The sequence below is a fragment of the Candidatus Mycalebacterium sp. genome (genome assembly GCF_977828045.1).
In genome coordinates this window covers 46,327-60,408 of the sequence record NZ_CDWCUL010000010.1, presented here as the reverse complement: position 1 = coordinate 60,408, position 14,082 = coordinate 46,327, and the positions used below count along the sequence as shown (strand labels likewise).

At 47.9% G+C, this 14,082-nt stretch carries 11 protein-coding genes, 5 tRNA genes and 1 pseudogene; 14 read left to right on the top strand and 3 right to left on the bottom strand.

The window, feature by feature from the left end:
• Positions 1-5 precede the first annotated feature (5 nt).
• The 3 genes from ACY430_RS02390 to ACY430_RS02380 all read left to right on the top strand — a co-directional run bounded on the left by ACY430_RS02390 (position 6) and on the right by ACY430_RS02380 (position 1,006).
• Positions 6-81, top strand: a tRNA-Lys gene (locus ACY430_RS02390).
• Between the two features lie 3 nt (positions 82-84).
• Positions 85-168, top strand: a tRNA-Leu gene (locus ACY430_RS02385).
• Positions 169-193: 25 nt separating this feature from the next.
• Positions 194-1,006 (top strand): hypothetical protein, encoded by an 813-nt coding sequence (locus tag ACY430_RS02380; RefSeq protein WP_462137298.1) that lies wholly within the window; start codon positions 194-196, stop codon positions 1,004-1,006.
• A gap of 15 nt (positions 1,007-1,021) precedes the next feature.
• Here ACY430_RS02380 and ACY430_RS02375 read toward each other — a convergent pair.
• Positions 1,022-1,129, bottom strand: a pseudogene (locus ACY430_RS02375) (type II toxin-antitoxin system HicB family antitoxin); the annotation flags it as partial.
• 83 nt (positions 1,130-1,212) lie between these two features.
• Between ACY430_RS02375 and tig the strand changes: the two are divergent.
• From tig to ACY430_RS02320, 11 genes are all read left to right on the top strand, one after another.
• Positions 1,213-2,520 (top strand): trigger factor, encoded by a 1,308-nt coding sequence (tig, locus tag ACY430_RS02370; RefSeq protein WP_462137297.1) that lies wholly within the window; start codon positions 1,213-1,215, stop codon positions 2,518-2,520.
• A 52-nt stretch (positions 2,521-2,572) separates the two neighbouring features.
• Positions 2,573-3,190, top strand: coding sequence for an ATP-dependent Clp endopeptidase proteolytic subunit ClpP (gene clpP, locus ACY430_RS02365; RefSeq protein WP_462137296.1), 618 nt, complete (start codon positions 2,573-2,575; stop codon positions 3,188-3,190).
• Positions 3,187-4,500 (top strand): ATP-dependent Clp protease ATP-binding subunit ClpX, encoded by a 1,314-nt coding sequence (gene clpX / locus ACY430_RS02360; protein ID WP_462137295.1) that lies wholly within the window; start codon positions 3,187-3,189, stop codon positions 4,498-4,500. The genes clpP and clpX overlap by 4 nt, the downstream gene beginning before the upstream one ends.
• A 62-nt stretch (positions 4,501-4,562) precedes the next feature.
• A tRNA-Val gene (locus ACY430_RS02355) sits at positions 4,563-4,637 on the top strand.
• Positions 4,638-4,665: 28 nt separating this feature from the next.
• Positions 4,666-4,744, top strand: a tRNA-Asp gene (locus ACY430_RS02350).
• 5 nt (positions 4,745-4,749) lie between these two features.
• The gene (locus tag ACY430_RS02345) at positions 4,750-6,018 is read left to right on the top strand and encodes a DUF4301 family protein (protein ID WP_462137294.1); all 1,269 of its coding nucleotides are present in this window, start codon (positions 4,750-4,752) and stop codon (positions 6,016-6,018) included.
• Complete coding sequence (locus tag ACY430_RS02340) at positions 6,005-7,393, top strand: mannose-1-phosphate guanylyltransferase (protein ID WP_462137293.1); 1,389 nt, start codon at positions 6,005-6,007, stop codon at positions 7,391-7,393. Before ACY430_RS02345 ends, ACY430_RS02340 begins: the two co-directional genes overlap by 14 nt.
• Before the next feature lie 25 nt (positions 7,394-7,418).
• Positions 7,419-7,509 (top strand) — tRNA-Ser (locus ACY430_RS02335).
• An 11-nt stretch (positions 7,510-7,520) separates the two neighbouring features.
• Positions 7,521-8,375 carry a 3'-5' exonuclease gene (locus tag ACY430_RS02330; protein WP_462137292.1) on the top strand — a complete coding sequence of 285 codons (855 nt, stop codon included), beginning with the start codon at positions 7,521-7,523 and terminating at the stop codon, positions 8,373-8,375.
• Positions 8,376-8,377: 2 nt separating this feature from the next.
• Positions 8,378-9,295: a 3'-5' exonuclease gene (locus ACY430_RS02325; RefSeq protein ID WP_462137291.1), complete on the top strand. Its 918-nt coding sequence runs from the start codon at positions 8,378-8,380 to the stop codon at positions 9,293-9,295.
• A 61-nt stretch (positions 9,296-9,356) separates the two neighbouring features.
• Complete coding sequence (locus ACY430_RS02320) at positions 9,357-11,225, top strand: 3'-5' exonuclease (RefSeq protein ID WP_462137290.1); 1,869 nt, start codon at positions 9,357-9,359, stop codon at positions 11,223-11,225.
• Between the two features lie 36 nt (positions 11,226-11,261).
• Here the strand turns inward: ACY430_RS02320 and cimA are convergent, their stop codons facing one another.
• Entirely contained in the window at positions 11,262-12,842 is a 1,581-nt protein-coding gene (gene cimA / locus ACY430_RS02315) for a citramalate synthase (protein WP_462137289.1), read from the bottom strand.
• Entirely contained in the window at positions 12,826-14,082 is a 1,257-nt protein-coding gene (locus ACY430_RS02310) for an aspartate kinase (protein ID WP_462137288.1), read from the bottom strand. The genes cimA and ACY430_RS02310 overlap by 17 nt, the downstream gene beginning before the upstream one ends.

The following is a 14,082-nucleotide window of genomic DNA, read 5'->3' as shown; positions in this document are numbered from 1 at the left end:
ACGGGGGGCCGCTAGCTCAGTTGGTAGAGCAGTTGACTCTTAATCAAATGGTCGGGGGTTCGAATCCCTCGCGGCCCACCACCCGCGAGAGTGGCGGAATTGGCAGACGCGCCAGATTTAGGATCTGGTGGGATTTTTCCCGTGGGGGTTCAAGTCCCTCCTCTCGCATTTGAAATTCTTGGAGGAAAAATAAATGAAAAGATTAAATAAAACCCTTCTGGGACTCTGTTTGTGCCTGTTACTAATTAGTGGTTGTGCCGGACGCATAGCAGAACCGACACAAACAAAAATTGTTGAGCCGGATGCAGGAAAAAAATCTCTTTCTTTGTATCATTTTTACAGGAAAGAAACTTTTGGTCTGTCAGGATGGCAGGTAACAGGAAAGATTTTGGCGGCTGGGGCAATAGGTGCTGTTGCAGGAACAACATCTGCTGTATGGGGCGATGCAGGAGTTCAGCACAATCAACTACTGGCTTCTACGATTACCAGCACATGGATAGCAGGAGATATAGCACAGCAACAAAAGTTTCAAAGGATAGTGGAACAGGCAGTAGATAAAGTAGAAATGAACCCTTCCAGTTTTAGATTGAAATATACTCAAAAAGGGATGATTTGGTCTAAAGCATCTAGGGAAATTTCCCCCATCATAACAGTACAAAATGAGCAAATTGATACTTACGGAGAGTGTTTTGTGAATACTGCTACTTGGTATTGTGCGGCTGAAGTGGGTTGTGGTCATTTGTTTGGACCACAAAGAAGAAAAGCTAGACGGTGGATAAAAGATACGCAGGAGTTTGGAAAATGTGTTTCGGATGCGTTATATGCCCATATTGGACAAATGCAAAAATGTAGGCTGCTAACTGCTCCACAACAACAGGATTATTTGACGGCATTTATTAAACGAGCAGAAAAAATGAAAGAAATAGTTGATGAATCCGGAGAGAATTACGTTTTGGAGTATTACAATTATGACTCGCAGAAAGATAATGATGAAGTTTCAGAATAAGTTAAGGTGAGGGTCAATCGCCTCATCGCGGGTGTCGCCTTCACTTATACAACCCGAAAGTGATGGGGCGGCAACGGTAAATCCGCCTTCTTCGAAAGGTTCAAGAACAATTTTCAGTTTCATATATGCAGAATTCGCCCGCCAAGTTTGAACTTTCCCGCCCTGCGTATATGATTTACCTCTGTTTTCACAGGTGAGGTTTATTTATGAAAGTCAGTGTTGAGGACCATAGTTCCACAGAGAAAAAGATTGATGTGGTAATTTCCGCTGAAACGGTGCGTCTTGAGCGTGAGGGGATTGTCAGAAAACTCTCGCGTAACGCCAAGGTGGACGGTTTCAGACAAGGAAAAGTCCCCGAAGCGGAAATAGAGAAACTTTTCGCGGGCGAAATTAAAGAGGAACTTGTTTCAAATCTCATCACAAACAGTTTTCAGGGCGCTTTGAAAGAGGTTTCCGCCTCTCCGGTCAGCAGACCCGCCATTACTCCCGGCGATCTTGAACAGGAAAAAGAGTTTTCGTATTCCGCCGTGTTTGATGTTCTGCCGGATTTTGAGATTCCGGTTTACAAAGGGCTTGAACTCAAGCAGGCGCCCATTTCCGTTTCCGCGCAGGATGTTGAACAGGCGTTGGAGCAAATAATTGAGAGCTCGGCGACCGTGGAGCCCGTAAAAGAAAAAAGACCCGCCGCCACCGAAGATGTTGTTGAGGTGGACTACCGCGGAACCCTGGACGGCAAGACCGTTGAGGGGCTTGAAAAGAGCGGCGTGAAATTTCTTCTTGGAAAGGGGCGGCTAATAGAGGATTTTGAGAAAAATATACTCGGCCTTTCGGACGGCGACGAAAAGGAATTTGAGATCGCATACCCTGAGGATTTTCAAATTAAAGAGGCGGCGGGCAAGTCCGTTAAATTCAATTTGAAAGTGAAGCAGGTTTTTGACAGAGCCGTTCCATCCGCAGATGACGAGTTTGCCAAAAAGTTGGGAAGCGACACCGTTGCCGGGCTGAAAAGCAACATAGAAAAAGATTTGACGGCGCGCCTTGAAGCGATGAGAGACGCGAGCCTTGATGAGCAGATATGCGCCAGGCTTGGCGAGAATGTGAAGTTTGAAGTTCCCGCGCGTCTTGTCGCGGATGAAAGAGAGAGGCTTGAAGCCGAAATGAAAAGGGATTTTGAGGGGCGTAACATACCGCTTCCGCCGATTGATGAAAAAGCGTCCGAAAGTCTGAACAAAAGAGCGGGCGAAAATGTGAAACTGTCTCTTGTGATAAGCAGAATTGCCGAATCCGAATCCATTGAAGCGAAGGAAAGCGACCTCACCGACCATTTCTCCGCCGTTGCCGCGCAGTCGGGAGTTTCCAACGAACAGGTCAGGGAATACTACGAAAAAAACAGTCTTCTCAACGGGCTGAATTCACAGATTGTGAGCGCCAAAGCTATGAAATTCATGCGCGAAAACGCTGAAATCAAAACCGAAATTCCTCCGAAGACGCCTGAGTCAAATTCTGAAAGTTAGAATTGACATTAGTCTTCAAAAAATCATACAATAAAAATCCGAGTGGCTAAAAATGTCTAACTATGTTCCATTTGTGGTGGAGCAGACAGGAAGAGGCGAACGTTCCTATGACATTTTCTCCCGTCTGTTGAGGGACAGGATTATTTTCATAGGTTCGGTCATTGACGATGTAATCGCCAATCTTGTTATTGCTCAACTTGTGTTTCTTGAGTCGGAAGATCCGGACAAGCCCGTGAATCTGTATATCAATTCTCCGGGCGGCAACGTTACGGCGGGTCTCGCGATTTACGACACGATGCAGTATGTGAAAAACGAAGTTTCAACCCTGTGCATTGGGCAGGCGGCGAGCATGGCGGCGGTTCTGCTTGCCGGTGGTTCTCCGGGGCTCAGACACGCGCTTCCGCACTCGCGCATTATGATTCATCAGGTGCTCGGAGGAATTCAGGGACAGGCGAGCGACATTGAGATACACGCGAATGAGATTTTGAGAGTGCGGCAGGAACTTAACGGTATTCTGAAAACGCACACCGGGCAAACCCTTGAAAACATTGAAAAAGACACCGACAGGGATTTCTTTATGACGGCGAAAGAGGCGATGGGTTACGGAGTGGTGGACTCAATAATGGACAACAGGAAACATCTTAAAGAGGTCGGGGAGGCGGCAAAATGAGGCGGGGAGGAAGGGAAGATACACAACTCTGTTCGTTTTGCAGCAAGAGTAAAAACGATGTTTCAAAACTCATCGCGGGCCCCAATGACGTCTATATCTGCAATGAGTGCATAGACCTCTGCAACGATATTATCAAAGAGGAGGAAGAGAAAGAGCGCACCAAAGTCGGCTACTCAAAGCGTAAAGAGTCCCCGGCAACTCTGATGACGCCATCCGAGATTAAGAGTTTTCTTGATGAGTATGTAATAGGTCAGGATCACGCGAAGAAGGTTCTTTCGGTCGCGGTTCACAACCATTACAGGCGCATAGAGACAATTGAAGCGGGTAGCCGTCTCAAAGCCAAAAGCACAGGAGACGACTCGGATGTTGAAATACAGAAGAGCAACGTGATGCTCATCGGTCCCACGGGTTCCGGAAAAACCCTGATTGCCCAGACCCTTGCCAGAATGCTCAAGGTTCCCTTCGCAATCGTTGACGCAACCTGCTACACCGAAGCGGGCTATGTCGGCGAGGATGTGGAGAACATGATAGTCAGCCTCCTTCAGGACGCCGACTACGACATTGAGCGGGCGACAAAGGGAATTATCTACATTGATGAAATAGACAAACTGGCACGCAAAAGCGGCGACAGCCCTTCAATCACGCGCGATGTGTCGGGTGAGGGCGTGCAGCAGTCACTTCTGAAAATCATGGAGGGCGCGAAAACAAATGTGCCTCCCAAAGGCGGAAGAAAGCATCCACAGCAGGATTTTGTCCAAGTGGATACGACTAACATTCTGTTCATTTGCGGCGGAGCATTCTTTGGGCTTGAAGACATAATCAGAAGGAGAAAGGGCAAAAACGCAATCGGCTTTAATGCTGAAATCACCGAAGGGGCCGGCTTGGAAGATGCGTCGTCCATAATCAGGGACGTGCAGATGGAAGACCAGATTGAATACGGCTTGATACCCGAATTTGTCGGAAGGGTTCCCGTTATCGCCACACTTGACGAGTTGGACATGGACTCTCTTGTTTCCATTCTCACAAAGCCGCGCAACGCTCTTGTGAAGCAGTACACAAAACTCATGGGGCTTGAAGGTGTTGAGTTGGAATTTACGGATTCGGCGCTCGGTCTTATCGCCAAAGAGTCAATAAAAAGGAAAACCGGCGCACGGGGTTTGCGCTCAATTCTTGAATCAATAATGCTGGATATTCTCTACGATGTTCCGTCCGACAAAGATTTGAACCGTTGCGTTATTACCGAAGAAGTGGTCAGGGGAGAGGGAAAACCGCTTTTTCACTACAACCTTCGCAAGAAAGTGGGGTCGTAGCAGTTATTCCTTTTCCACATACTGTTTTTTTCGGTTAGATTAACAGCCCGTTCATTATGCGGGGGCGGTTAGCTCAGTGGGAGAGCGTCTGCCTTACAAGCAGAGGGTCACTGGTTCAAATCCGGTACCGCCCACCATTTAGTTCCCGCAGAATGTGTATAATTTGGCGCCGTAGCTCAGCCTGGTTTAGAGCGCTGCCCTGTCAAGGCAGAGGCCGCGGGTTCGAGTCCCGTCGGCGCCGCCACCGCCATGAAAAAACCCTCAGTTCGCTCTCAAATAGAAATTCTCAAAAGTCCGCCGTCTTTTGTTCGTCTCGTCAAACCCTGCACGGTGGGAGACGGAATTGTTTCACTGTCCGAAGAACAGAAGAAACTCCATCGGCAAGTGTATGACAAAAAACGTTCGTACTATCGCGCCTGCGTCTTTGTTCCCGCTTCGGGAGCGGCGAGCAGAATGTTCTCGGACTTAACCGTGCGAGACCCCGGTGCGCTTGAAAAATTCGCGCAAAATATCAAAAAATTCGCTTTCTATGAAGACCTTCAAAACGCTTGCGCGCGCTTGAACCGGAGCGATCTAACCGCGCTTGCTCCCGACGAAATTGCGGAGATTACCCTCTCCGCGCAAGGGCTTGGATACGCGGGATTTCCAAAAGGGCTTGTGAAGTTTCACAGATACGGCGGCGTCTCCAAAACGGCGTTTGATGACTACTCGGAACTCGCGCGCGCCTATGCGGACGAAATTCATTTTACCGTTCCCGCCGGTTTTTCCGATGAGGAAAAACCCCGCCTCACGCGAGCCGGAGACGGATTCACCGTGTCATTTTCCATGCAAGATTCGCAAACCGATACGGTCGCCCTTGATTTGGACGGCAATCTTCTTACGGATGAAAACGGCGAAACCATTCTGCGCCCCGCCGGGCACGGCGCTTTGCTTGAAAATCTCGGGTTTGTTGAAGCGGACATTGTTTTTATTTCAAACATAGACAACATCGCCCACGCCTCGCGCGCGAAAAATCCCGGGAACGAGAGAAAAGTGCTTGCGGGTATTTTGATTGAAGAGATGGAGAAAACCTCTCCGGACAAGCCGTTTCGTGTTTGCGGAGTGGTCAAAAACATGGGCGAGCCGGGCGGCGCGCCGTTCTGGGTTCGGGACTCTTCGGGCGGCGTCAGCAAAAGGATTGTTGAGTCCCTTGAGGTTGATTATTCGGACTCCACACAGGAAAAAATCTGGCGCTCCGCGACTCATTTTAATCCGGTTGATATGGTCTGCCGTGCCCGCGGCACGGACGGGCGGAAGTTCAATCTTCAAAACTATACGGACAACACTTTCATGGTCGCCGACAAAACATTTCAGGGACGCCCGATCAAAGCCCTTGAAATGCCCGGTTTGTGGAACGGCGCGATGGCGGGCTGGGAAACTGTTTTCGTGGAAGTTCCCGCTGAAAGTTTTAATCCGGTAAAAAATGTTTTTGACTTGTTACGCGATTGTCATCAGGATTTAAAAAGTGAACAAAACTGAACAATCCGACAATTCGCGTGTTCTTTGTCTGCTTCTGGCGGGTGGAGACGGCAAGCGGCTCTGGCCCTCTTCGCGGCGGTCTTATCCCAAACCTCTTTTTAGTCCGCAAGGGCGCGACTCTCTTCTCCGCAAGGCCGTCAGTCTTTTTTCATCGTTTGATTTTTTGTCTGAAGTCACCGTGCTTGCGGGCGCGCCGCATGCAAAGGCTCTTCGTTCTCATCTTGGTCCGGTTAAAGCGCATTTCTCAACCGAGCCGCTTTCAAGAAATACCGCTCCGGCAATCACTTTGGGCATTATGAGCGTGTTGCGCGAATTTGAAGAAGAAGACGAGGACGCAATTTTTGTGGTTTCCCCGTCCGACCATTTAATCGCCGACAAAAAACAGTTTTCCCACGCTTTGAAAACCGCAATTGCCGCAGCGGAAAAAGGGCTGATAATCACAATCGGCGCCACGCCAACCCGCCCCGAAACGGGATACGGCTACATTGAAAAGGGCGAGGACACGGACGGCGGTTCGGGAAAGGTTTTCAAGATAAAGCGGTTTGTTGAAAAGCCCAACTTGCAGACCGCTCGCAGGTATGTGAAGGATTCTTTTTTGTGGAACTGCGGAATCTTTGTTTTCAAAGGGCGGGTTATGGTGGATGAGATAAAAAAACACGCTCCGAAGGTTTTTTCATCGGTGCGCAAAGCGCTTTCAAAGGAGGACTCTTTCGGTGTCGCGGACGCGGAGAGTTACGCGCGGTCGCCCGACATATCAATAGACTGCGCCGTCATGGAAAAAACTGATTTGGGAGCGGTTGTTCCGGCGAATTTCGGGTGGGATGACGTTGGCTCATGGGAGTCCGTTTACAACCTTTCGGAAAAGGACTCAAGCGGCAACGCTTTGAGCGGAGACGTAGTGATTCAGAAGTCGAAAAACTGTCTTGTTCGCGGCGGCGACCAACGGCTGATTGTCGTCTGCGGGCTGAAAGATGTCGCGATTGTCTCCGAGCGGGACGCTTTGTTTGTTTCCGACATGAAAAGCAGCGGGAAAATCAAATCCGTTGTTGATGCACTAATCCGCGAAAAAAGACCCGAAGCCCTGAGTCCTTTGGGTTCCAAACACGGTTGGGGTTCTGAAGAAACGGTTGAAAAGGGGTGCGGTTTTTTGGTTAAGAGCATCAGCATTGCGGAAAGAATGGAGTATGAACCGAAAACTCCGGCGGGGCGTCTGGTTGTTCTTGAAGGCGAGGCGACAGCCACGCTTGCGCACAAGAGCATAACCCTGTCGGAAGGGGATTTGCTTGAAATTCCCGATGATGTTCCTTTGCGTGTCAAAAACGGCGGAAAATCCGCGCTTCGCCTGCTTGAAATCTCTTTTGGAACGAGTGAGTAGCTTCTGTTAGAATAGTCTTCCAACCGGAGAGGTGGCCGAGCGGTTGAAGGCGCTCGCCTGCTAAGCGAGTATACCTCACAAGGGTATCGAGGGTTCGAATCCCTCCCTCTCCGCCAGTTTTTGCAAGATGTTTAAATCCGTTCATAACAAGGTGTGGGCTTTTGATGTTGAGTGGGTTCCCGACCCGCTCGCCGGACGGCTTGTCTATGATTTGCCCGGGGATATGTCCGATGCCGATGTTATCGGCGAGATGTGGAAAAGGGGAGGGGCGACCGATGAAAACCCCAGGCCTTTTTTGAAAACCATTCTGTGCAGAGTCGTTTCGCTCTCAATGGTTTCAAGAACCGAAAAAAAAGGGGGCGTTACAGTCCGTCTCCATTCGCTTCCGCAAATCGGCGAGACTTCGGAAGACAAAAAAAGCGAACCCCGCATAATCAGCGAGTTTCTTGAATCGGTAGGCGAAAACAAACCTCAGGTAGTCGGCTACAACTCAGTGCGCGCAGATTTGCGAATTCTTGTGCAAAGAGCCGTTACAAACGGGCTTTCCATTCCGCTTTTTGCGAAAAGACCCGACAAACCGTGGGAAGGCGCGGACTATTTCTCCGGTTTCAGCGACTGGAATGTGGATCTGATGAACATAGTGGGAGGCAACAGATCAACGCCTTCGCTCAACGAGCTCGCGCGGCTTTCGGGCATTCCGGGGAAAATGGGCGTTGACGGCAACGAAGTCGCTCCGATGTGGCTTGAAGGAAGGATTGACGACATAGTTAGATACAACGAGTTTGACGCCCTGACGACCTACCTTTTGTGGTTGCGTTTCGCGCACTTCGGCGGATTTTTTGACGCCGCCCAATACGCGCGCGAGCAGGAACTTATTATGGAGATGATTGAAACCAAAGCCGCTTCGGGATGCGATCATCTGAACGATTACATCAAAGAGTGGAAGCGTCTTAAAGAACTCAACAGAGAGAATTTTCGATGACAGTGCCTGATTATGTTCTCGCTTTTGATATTGAAACAATTCCCGATGTTGAGGGATTGCGAAATCTATATGATTTCCCTTCTGATTTGTCAGACGGGGAAGTTGTTACAAACACGCACAAGTTGAGAAAGGATGAGACTGGGAAGAGTAGTGAATTTCTGCCACCCTTTCTGCAAAAAGTAGTAACAATTTCATATGTGTTACGCAATTTTTCCGGAAGGGATAACGGTAAAAAACTGGAAATAAGTTCTTTTTGTGGACAACAAAAGGATGAATCTCAACTCATTGCCGATTTCTTTAAGATTATAGATTCTCATACTCCACAACTTGTTTCATGGAATGGCTCTGGCTTTGATCTTCCGGTTCTAAACCATAGGGCTATGATTAATGGTATTACCGCCAGAACATTTTGGGAGACGGAAGATGATTTCAAATGGAACAACTATAGCAACCGCTACCATGAAAGACATCTGGATTTAATGGATGCGCTATCCATGTATCAATACTCCAACAGATCTAAACTCTCTGATTTTGCCAAAATGTGCGGGTTTTCGGTAAAAACAGGCATTGCTGGCAATGAAATTTGGAATGCATGGCAAGACGGACGATTACAGGAAATCAAAGAACATTGCGAGACGGATGTACTTTTGACCTATTTTTTATACGTAAAATTTCAACAACTTCGCGGGATTTTAGACTTTGGCGATGAAATCTCTTTTGTCAAAGAACATCTGCAAAAAATGGAAGGCGACCATTGGAAGGAGGTTCTAGATAGTATGCAGGAAATTGACGGAGGGAAATCCGAAAAATCGGTTGAGACAATTCCAGACAGAACAGAAAAACTTTCACATAAAAAAGTGAGAAGAAGAAAAGACGGTAACCCCATATCAGAAAAAACTACGGATGAAGGTGTTGAATGACTGACAAGTTCCCCTTTCAATGTGTAAAACCGTTTTACAAAGGGCTTTTTGGTTTTGAATCATGATTGAGTTGCCTTTTCCAGTTACAAGAGAATTCCATGATGCTGTGAGTATCGATTCTCCGCTCCATAAAAAATGTTTGGAAGATGCGGACGAATTTTGGAATTTATGTAAGAAGCACAATACGAATTTTAGAGAAGAGAAAAGAGATTTGCTTCCAGGAGGTTTTAATATTGAGAAACTTAAAAGTGGAAAACAATCGAACTTATGGTCTATAAGAGTTGCCAAAAACCCTCGCATCATAATTGCAGAAGATGGTAATTGTTGGATTTTTGCCAATGCGGGAAAGCATGATGAGATGTATGACTGGGCGGCAAAGAAAAAATATTATGTAGGTCGTAAAGAAATTTACAGGAATATTCCGAAAACGGTTTTAAACTCAGATTTGAAAAAAGCCCTGAAGAGTAAATTTGAGGAGTGGATGCTCTGGCTCCATCCGGAACAGAACAAGTATGTAGAAATGTTATGTCGGGGAGCATTGCGAATCAGAGGGGCCGCTGGAACAGGTAAGAGTGTGATAGGGCTTCACCGTGCCGCATATTTGGCAGAAAAATATAAAAATGACAATCCGAACAGAATTCTTGTTACTGCTTTTCATAAGTCCGCAGTTAAAAATCTTAAAGAACTTTACTTCAAAATGCCTAATTGTCTGAAAAACGTAGATTTTAAAACGATAAATCAAATTGCTCAAGACGAATTTGACGGCGTATCTGTAGACCAAAGATCCGAGATTCTATTTGATAAGTCTTGGGAAAAACTTGCAAAAGGAAGTAACATTGAAAACTACGGGAAAGACTATATCAAAGAGGAAATTGAGCGCGTTATACATGGGCGTGAATTTACAAATGAATATTTAGACACAGACCGTTTTGAAAGGGTGGGGCGTAAAATTCCTCTAAAAAGAAAAGAGCGGGAAATTGTGTGGCAACTTTATGAAGATTGGGAAGAACGGATGAACGAGGAAGGTGTCTTTTCTTTTGCAAAAGTGCTTCGCCATGTAATGCAAAAGAGAGAAGGGAGTCCCGTACTTCCTCGATACCGCGCTGTAATTGTAGATGAGGCACAGGACATGACATATGTTGCGATGAGGTTTGCAAGGACTTTGGTTGCAGGAAGAAGGGAAAATCCGATACCCGAAAATGGGCTGTTTTTATTGGAAGATTTGGCTCAACAGATTTACGCTGGTGGTTTTCGATACAGTTGGCCGGAACTAGGACTTGATAGTAACAATTTGGAAACAACAATTCCATTGCCGGGCAATTACAGAAACAGTTCTTCTATTTTCAATGCGGCTAAAGAAGTGAGAGGTAAATCTCTGCTTGTTACGGAAAAAAGTCATAATAGTGAAGACGAAAAAGCGTCTTTTCCTGAGTGTGTAAGGGAAGAAGGAGAAAAGCCGCATTTTTGTATAGTGGAAAAAGACGGGGAGTGTCCGGAGATATTAAAGAGGGTTAAGGAATTAAAAAAGAAAGAATTAAAAGAAGAGGAAATTGGGATACTTTGTCGTGTAAATAGTGATGCACGAGAAGTGCAAGAATATCTCGAGGAAATGGGTGTGAAGTGTCAAGATTTGCGAAAAGAGGAGGGAAAACAGGAAGGGGGTTGTGTAGGAATAACAACTTTTGATAGCGCGAAAGGTTTGGAGTTCCGTGCTGTAATAATTCCTCGGATTGGGAAATCCAATTTTCCGCTTTTGAACAAAGGTGAAGAAATAGAGAAAGAGGAATTGCTGTTGGAACGTGATCGTCTTTATGTTGCTATGACGCGCCCAACCGAGCGTCTTTATCTAATCGCCGATGAAGAACCTTGGGAGGAGATAATGAAAGCACAAGACAAATTTGACGGAAATTTATGGCAACCACCAGTTTAGGATTTAAAGGGATTATGGATGGCGGGATTTGCAATATTATTCGGTTCCGTCTTTGAGCAGTTTGTAATCAATGCTGTCTATGAGCGCTTTCCAACTTGCTTCAACCACATTTTCCGAGACGCCCACCGTATTCCAGACAGTCTTGCCGTCTCCCGATTCAACAAGAACCCGTACCACCGAGCTTGTGCCCTTGATGGACGACACCACGCGCACTTTGTAGTCTTTGAGCATCATTTCCTGAATCGTGGGGAAAAACCTTTCAAGCGCCTCCCGCAACGCTTTGTCGAGCGCGTTCACGGGTCCGTTTCCGAGCGCTTTTGCTTTTTTAACTTTTCCGCCAACCTTGACTGACACTTCTGCGGACGACACGGGCTTGCCGTCTCTGCCCTTGCGCTCAACGGCGGTTTTGATGTTTTCCACGAAGAAAAGTTTTTCATACAAGCCCAGATGTTTTCTCACAAGAAGCTCAAATGACGCTCCGGCTCTTTCAAACTCGTATCCCTTGTTTTCCAACTCTTTGAGATTTTGCAGAATTTCCACAACCCGTTTATCGTCCGAATCTATCTCCACTCCGAACTCCGCCGCTTTTGAAATGATGTTTGCTTTGCCCGAAAGGTCTGAAACCAGCACCCTTCTACGGTTTCCCACAATGGCGGGATCTATGTGTTCGTATGTTTTGGGGCTTTTGCGAACCGCACTCGCGTGAAGCCCGCCTTTGTGCGCGAAAGCGCTCTCGCCGACAAATGCTTTTTTCTTGAGCGGATTGAGGTTGGCAAGTTCGTTGATGAAATGAGCGGTCTCATAAAGTTTCTCCAACTTGCCGTCCGTGATGCAGTCCATCGCGAGCTTGAGGCGGATGTTCGGTATGATTGAACAGAGGTTGGCGTTTCCGCATCTCTCTCCGTAGCCGTTCATTGTTCCCTGCACATGGCGTATTCCGGCTCTGACGGCATACAGAGTGTTCGCGACTCCGTGTTCGGTGTCGTTGTGGACGTGGATTCCCAGATGAGGGTCGCCGCCGAGGAGTTTTCTTGTTTCCAACACGATTTGCTCAACTTCCCACGGCATTGAGCCGCCGTTTGTGTCGCACATCACAACGGCATCGGCGCCGGAGTCAAGAGCCGCGCGCGCAGAGGTAATCGCGTAGTCCGGGTTTGCCTTGAAACCGTCAAAAAAATGCTCCGCGTCAAAAAACACGGTTTCCATTCTCTCTTTAAGATATTTCACGGTGTCGCTTATCATCGCGAGGTTTTCGTCTTCCGTGGTTTCAAGAACCGTTTTCACCTGAAAATCCCAACTTTTGCCAACAATTGCCGCAACTGAAACGCCGGTTTGAAGAAGTGACTGAATGTTGGCGTCCCCGTCGCATGAAACTCCGGCCCGGCGCGTGCTTGAAAAAGCGCTTACTTTCGCGTTTGCCGTGTTCAGTTTGAGGGCGTGCTCAAAATACTTCCTGTCGCGGTTGTTTGAGCCGGGCCAGCCGCCTTCTATGTAATTGACGCCAAGGTCGGCGAGTTTCTCCGTGATTTGGAGTTTTTCCTCAACTGAAAACGATATGTCTTCGCCCTGAGTGCCGTCCCTCAGTGTTACATCATATATTTCAACGCTTTCGCTCATTTTTTCTTTCCGTTTTCTTTTTTCCGTCGAAAAACTCGTCATGAAGCGCACGCACGGCGCGTTCGGTTTCGCCCTCTTGCACTATGCACGATATTTTTATTTCCGAAGTGCTTATCATCATTATGTTGATTTTCTTATGCGCGAGCGTTTGAAACATTCTGGAAGCCACTCCCGAATGAGACCTCATTCCGATGCCGATGAGTGAGATTTTCGCTATGCGGTCTTCGGATTCCACCTGCCTCGCGCCGATTTCCTTTGACAGTTTGCGAGTCGCCTTTGCGGCTTTTTTGAACTCCACGCGCGGAACCGTGAAGGTAACGTCATTGACTCCGCCATGACTGATATTTTGAACTATCATGTCCACCGATATATTTTCGCTCGCGAGAACCGAGAAGATTTTTGCGGCTATACCCGGCTGGTCGGGAACGCCCGCGATTGTGAGTTTTGCCTGATTTTTATCCGAACTCACGCCCGAGATTATCGCCTCTTCCATTGATTCCATAGCGCTTTCCTCCATAACCAGCGTCCCCTCTTTTTCCGGCGCGTTCATGGGACGCACATGAAGGGGAATTGAGAATTTGCTCGCGTGCTCAACCGCTCTTGCCTGAAGAACTCTTGAACCGGCGCTTGCCATTTCAAGCATTTCTTCGTAGCAGATTCTATCCAGCTTTCGCGCGTCTTTGCACACCAGGGGGTCGGCGGAGAAGATTCCGTCAACATCCTTGTAGAGTTCGCAGGAATCCGCGCCGAGAACGGACGCGACCGCGACTGCGGTCAAATCCGAGCCTCCTCTGCCCAGAGTTGTAACGTTTCCATGATCGTCAACGCCCTGAAATCCGGCGATTACGGCAACCACTCCGGAATCAAGCGCCTCCCTGATTTTGCTGTCGTCAATGGTTTTGATTTTCGCGCCGCTGAATGCGTTATCAGTCGTAACGCGAACCTGATGCCCCTGAAAAGAAACCGCTTCCTGCCCGAGTGATTTTATTTTCATGCACAAAAGCCCCGAAGAAACCTGTTCTCCGCTTGAGATGATGACGTCAAGTTCGCGCCGGTCGGGCGGGTCCATAATTTCGCGCGCAAGGTTTGTGAGCCGGTCGGTCTCGCCCGCCATCGCGGACACAACGGCGACTATTTTGTCTCCCGCGCCCGCGCGCCTGATTATATTTTCCGCGACCCTGCCTATGGAGCCGATGTCGGAAACACTTGCTCCGCCGTATTTTTGAACCACGAGACTCAT

What these genes read in the sequence shown, in the direction of transcription:
- ACY430_RS02380 (WP_462137298.1), top strand. Translation starts at nt 194, where the DNA reads ATGAAAAGATTAAATAAAACCCTTCTGGGACTCTGTTTGTGCCTGTTA.
- tig (WP_462137297.1), top strand. Translation starts at nt 1,213, where the DNA reads ATGAAAGTCAGTGTTGAGGACCATAGTTCCACAGAGAAAAAGATTGAT.
- clpP (WP_462137296.1), top strand. Translation starts at nt 2,573, where the DNA reads ATGTCTAACTATGTTCCATTTGTGGTGGAGCAGACAGGAAGAGGCGAA.
- clpX (WP_462137295.1), top strand. Translation starts at nt 3,187, where the DNA reads ATGAGGCGGGGAGGAAGGGAAGATACACAACTCTGTTCGTTTTGCAGC.
- ACY430_RS02345 (WP_462137294.1), top strand. Translation starts at nt 4,750, where the DNA reads ATGAAAAAACCCTCAGTTCGCTCTCAAATAGAAATTCTCAAAAGTCCG.
- ACY430_RS02330 (WP_462137292.1), top strand. Translation starts at nt 7,521, where the DNA reads ATGTTTAAATCCGTTCATAACAAGGTGTGGGCTTTTGATGTTGAGTGG.
- ACY430_RS02320 (WP_462137290.1), top strand. Translation starts at nt 9,357, where the DNA reads ATGATTGAGTTGCCTTTTCCAGTTACAAGAGAATTCCATGATGCTGTG.
- cimA (WP_462137289.1), bottom strand. Translation starts at nt 12,842, where the DNA reads ATGAGCGAAAGCGTTGAAATATATGATGTAACACTGAGGGACGGCACT.
- ACY430_RS02310 (WP_462137288.1), bottom strand. Translation starts at nt 14,082, where the DNA reads ATGAGTCTCGTGGTTCAAAAATACGGCGGAGCAAGTGTTTCCGACATC.